This window comes from Tersicoccus solisilvae (genome assembly GCF_014643255.1).
Lineage (GTDB): Bacteria > Actinomycetota > Actinomycetes > Actinomycetales > Micrococcaceae > Tersicoccus > Tersicoccus solisilvae.
This window is the reverse complement of the sequence record NZ_BMJI01000096.1, coordinates 1-543: the sequence shown is the minus strand read 5'-3', so window position 1 is coordinate 543 and position 543 is coordinate 1. Positions and strand designations below refer to the sequence as shown.

Genomic DNA, 543 nt, shown 5'->3' with positions numbered 1-543 from the left:
CCATGGTCCAGAAGGAGGTCACCTTCACCTCGGGATCGGCGTAGAGTTTCGCCAACTCCAGCAGTTTATGCTCGGGTACGCCCGAGAGCTTGCTGACCTTCTCCAGGCTGTAATCGGCGACAAATGCCTTGAACTGCTCAAAGTCCATCGGGGTGGATTCACCGGCGGTGGCCACGTTCTTGGCTTTTTGCTGCAACGGATGTGAGGGCCGCAGGCCATAGCCGATATCGGTTGTGCCTCTGCGGAAGTTCACATGCTTGTTGACGAAGTCCCAATTAACCTTGTCATTGCTGATGATGTAGTTGGCGACATAGTTGAGTATGGCCAGGTCGGTTTGCGGCGTGAAGACAATCGGCAAGTCGGCCAAATCAAAGCTTCTGTGCTCGAAGGTAGACATCACAGAGACTTTTACATGGGGCGCGCTGAGGCGTCTGTCTGTGACCCGGCTCCAGAGGATTGGGTGCATCTCGGCCATGTTGGAGCCCCAAAGAACAAAAGCATCGGCAGCTTCAATATCGTTGTAGCAACCCATAGGCTCGTCCA

The 543-nt window shown here is 54.5% G+C and carries 1 protein-coding gene; it reads right to left on the bottom strand.

Going from position 1 to position 543, the window contains the following annotated elements; genetic code table 11:
• Nucleotides 1-532 (bottom strand): molybdopterin-dependent oxidoreductase (locus IEX22_RS16415; protein WP_229660122.1); only part of this gene is annotated, 532 nt, incomplete at its 3' end.
• Between the last annotated feature and the right edge of the window lie 11 nt (nucleotides 533-543).